Here is a 1,230-nt window from a genome sequence, read left to right as displayed (position 1 = left end):
CCGTCACCTCGAACCGCAGCCTGGTCTACAACGCCTGGGTGACGCTGTCCTCGACGCTGCTCGGCTTTGCCTTCGGCACCGCGCTCGGCATCGTCATTGCCGTCGGCATCGTGCATGTGGCGACGCTCGACCGCAGCCTGATGCCGTGGGTCATTGCCTCGCAGACGATTCCGATCCTGGCCGTTGCGCCGATGATCATCGTGGTGCTGGCGGCGGTCGGCATCACCGGGCTGATCCCGAAAGCGCTGATCTCGACCTACCTGTCGTTCTTCCCGGTGACTGTCGGCATGGTGAAGGGGCTGCGCTCGCCCGAGCTCATGCATCTCGACCTGATGCATACCTACAATGCCAGCCGCGCGCAGACCTTCTGGAAGCTGAGGGTGCCGGCATCGGTGCCGTTCCTGTTCACCTCGATGAAGGTGGCGGTGGCGGCAAGCCTGGTCGGCGCCATCGTCGGCGAACTGCCGACGGGCGCTGTCGCCGGCATCGGCGCCAAGCTGCTGGCGGGCGCCTACTACAGCCAGTCCATCGACATCTGGTCGGCGCTGGTCGCCGGCTCGGTTGTGGCAGCACTTCTGGTGATGGTGGTCGGCGTTGCCGGCCGCCTCGTCGACCGCGCCATGGGCGGGAGGCCGGCATGAGTTGGCTAAAACCATCCTGGCAAGGGCTGCTGGCGATCCTGCTATGCCTGATCGCCTTGGCACTCGGCGCGATGTCGAAGCCGGAAGCGGCGGCGCTGGCGCAACCCGAGGCGTCTTTCGACTATCCCTACCTTGCGACGAAGGGGCTGATGTTCGGCCTGCTGCTGCTGGCAGCTCTTGCCTCGATGGCCAGGCTGTCCACGGTCGTCGAAGCCCTGGTGCTGTTCATCGGCGCGCACCTCGCCGCCTGGCTGCTGATCACGGGCATAAACGGCTATGAGGGCACGGCGCTGGCGCCATTCTTCTTGCTGCTCGCCGCGGCATGGCTGCTGGGATGGCGCTGCGTGGCGGTGCTGTCTTCGCTGCGCCCGGTGGCGAACTGGGTGCGGACCGCCCTGCGGCTGATCATCCCGGCGATCTTCGGCGCCTGGATCCTGATCATCTGGGAAGCGGTGACCCGGGGAGCCGGCATTCCCTTCATCCTGTTGCCGCCGCCAAGCGCCATCGGCGCGCGCATCGCCGGTTCGCTGCCGGTACTCGGCGCCGATGTTCGGCAGACCATCTTCAAGGCGGTGATCTTCGGCTATGT

The 1,230-nt window shown here is 66.5% G+C and carries 1 protein-coding gene and 1 pseudogene; both read left to right on the top strand.

The features are described 5' to 3' along the window. Positions 1-641: ABC transporter permease subunit (locus EN781_RS32840; protein WP_127400740.1), on the top strand; the 641-nt coding region annotated here is incomplete at its 5' end. Beyond that, positions 638-1,230, top strand: a pseudogene (locus EN781_RS32835) (ABC transporter permease); the annotation flags it as partial. The gene EN781_RS32840 and the pseudogene EN781_RS32835, both read left to right, overlap by 4 nt.

It is taken from the genome of Mesorhizobium sp. M4A.F.Ca.ET.090.04.2.1 (assembly GCF_003999085.1).
Lineage (GTDB): Bacteria > Pseudomonadota > Alphaproteobacteria > Rhizobiales > Rhizobiaceae > Mesorhizobium.
This window is presented reverse-complemented; position numbering and strand designations above follow the sequence as displayed.